General features: G+C 59.9%; 1 protein-coding gene and 1 pseudogene. One reads left to right on the top strand and one right to left on the bottom strand.

Annotated features, from left to right (window positions below; genetic code table 11):
- Positions 1 to 717: pseudogene (pgi, locus tag AACS18_RS03205) on the top strand (glucose-6-phosphate isomerase); the annotation flags it as partial.
- A 252-nt stretch (positions 718 to 969) separates the two neighbouring features.
- Here the strand turns inward: pgi and ilvC are convergent.
- A partial coding sequence (gene ilvC, locus AACS18_RS03200; RefSeq protein ID WP_108613677.1) for a ketol-acid reductoisomerase occupies positions 970 to 2,177 on the bottom strand: 1,208 nt, incomplete at its 5' end.

Here is a 2,177-nt window from a genome sequence, read left to right as displayed (position 1 = left end):
AACGTGCCGGTGCTGCTGGCGCTGATCGGCCTGTGGTACAACAACTTCTACGGTGCCGAGTCCGAAGCCATTCTGCCGTACGACCAGTACATGCACCGCTTCCCTGCCTACTTCCAGCAAGGCAACATGGAATCCAACGGCAAGTACGTGGATCGCAACGGCAAGCCGGTTGACTACCAAACTGGCCCCATCATCTGGGGTGAGCCGGGCACCAACGGCCAGCACGCCTTCTACCAGCTGATCCATCAGGGCACCAAGCTGATCCCCTGCGACTTCCTGGCGCCGGCCATCAGCCACAACCCGATCGGTGACCACCATCCGAAACTGCTGGCCAACTTCTTCGCCCAGACCGAGGCGCTGGCCTTCGGCAAGAGCAAGGAAGAGGTCGAAGCCGAGTTCCTGGCTGCTGGCAAAACGCTGGAGCAGGTCAAGGATCTGGTGCCGTTCAAGGTGTTCGAAGGCAACCGCCCGACCAACTCCATTCTGTTCAAGAGCCTGACCCCGAAAACCCTGGGTGCCCTGATCGCCATGTACGAACACAAGATCTTCGTACAGGGCGCAATCTGGAACATCTTCTCCTTCGACCAGTGGGGCGTGGAGCTGGGCAAACAGCTGGCCAACAAGATCCTGCCGGAGCTGGGCAACAACGAGGCTGTCACCAGCCACGACTGCTCAACCAACGGTCTGATCAACACCTGGAAAGCGTGGAAAGCCTGATTTATCCAGCCTTTCTGAATGCAAAAGCCCCGCTCGATGAGCGGGGCTTTTTTATGACTGTCAGGCTGATTTTTCTGGCTGGCCGATCGGGTGTCCAGTCCGACCAGCGACGGGGATCGTCATCCCCGCCCCTTCATCATCCAGCCCGATACAGGCTTAACCACCAACGGCGATGCGCTTCATGTCTTTCATATAACCGCGCAGTACCTGACCGATTTTCTCGCACCAGGCATGGTTGCGGGTCATAGCTGATTAACCACCAACAGCAATACGTTTCATGTCCTTCATGTAACCGCGCAGTACCTGGCCGATTTTTTCGATCGGGTGGTTGCGGGTCGCCTCGTTGGCCGCCAGCAGCGCCAGGTTATCCACGCTCTGCCCTTCCGCCTTGCTGGCACCCAGATCGCCCGCCTTCAGGGTCGGCATGAAGCGCTCTCGCAGCAAGGGCACAGCGGCGTTGGCGAACAGGTAGTTTCCGTACTCGGCGGTATCGGAGATGACCACGTTCATCTCGTACAGACGCTTGCGGGCAACGGTGTTGGCGATCAGCGGCAGCTCGTGCAGGGATTCGTAGTAGGCAGACTCCTCGTAGATACCGGAAGCCACCATAGTCTCAAACGCCAGCTCGACACCCGCCTTGACCATGGCCACCATCACCACGCCATTGTCGAAGTACTCCTGCTCGGCAATCTTGCCTGCAAACGCCGGGGCGTTTTCGAAGGCAGACTTGCCGGTCTCTTCACGCCAACCGAACAGCTTGGCATCGTCTTCGGCCCAGTCGGCCATCATGCCACGGGAGAACTCACCGGCGATGATGTCGTCCATGTGCTTCTCAAACAGCGGGCGCATCAGGGTCTTGAGCTGCTCGGAGAGCCCGAAGGCGCGCAGCTTGGCCGGGTTGGACAGACGGTCCATCATCAGGCTGATGCCACCCTGCTTCAAAGCTTCGGTGATGGTCTCCCAGCCGAACTGGATCAACTTGCCGGCGTAGGCCTTGTCAGTCCCTTCGGCAACCAGCTTGTCGTAGCAGAGCAGGGAACCGGCCTGCAGCATGCCGCAGAGGATGGTCTGCTCGCCCATCAGGTCAGATTTCACTTCCGCCACGAAGGAGGACTCCAGCACCCCGGCACGGTCGCCACCGGTGGCAGAGGCCCACGCCTTGGCGATGGCCATGCCTTCGCCCTTGGGATCGTTCTCCGGGTGAACGGCGATCAGGGTAGGTACGCCGAAACCGCGCTTGTACTCCTCACGCACTTCGGTCCCCGGGCACTTGGGCGCCACCATCACGACAGTGATGTCGGAGCGGATCTGCTGACCCTCTTCCACCACGTTAAAGCCGTGGGAGTAGCCCAGTGCGGCACCCTGCTTCATCAGCGGCATCACGGTTTTCACCACGTCGGAGTGCTGTTTGTCCGGAGTCAGGTTCAGCACCAGATCGGCGGTCGGGATCAGCTCTTCAT

Source organism: Aeromonas sp. HMWF015 (assembly GCF_963878965.1).
Taxonomy (GTDB): Bacteria; Pseudomonadota; Gammaproteobacteria; order Enterobacterales; family Aeromonadaceae; genus Aeromonas; species Aeromonas veronii.
Note: the sequence above shows the minus strand (reverse complement) of the source record. Positions and strands in the feature narration are given on the sequence as shown.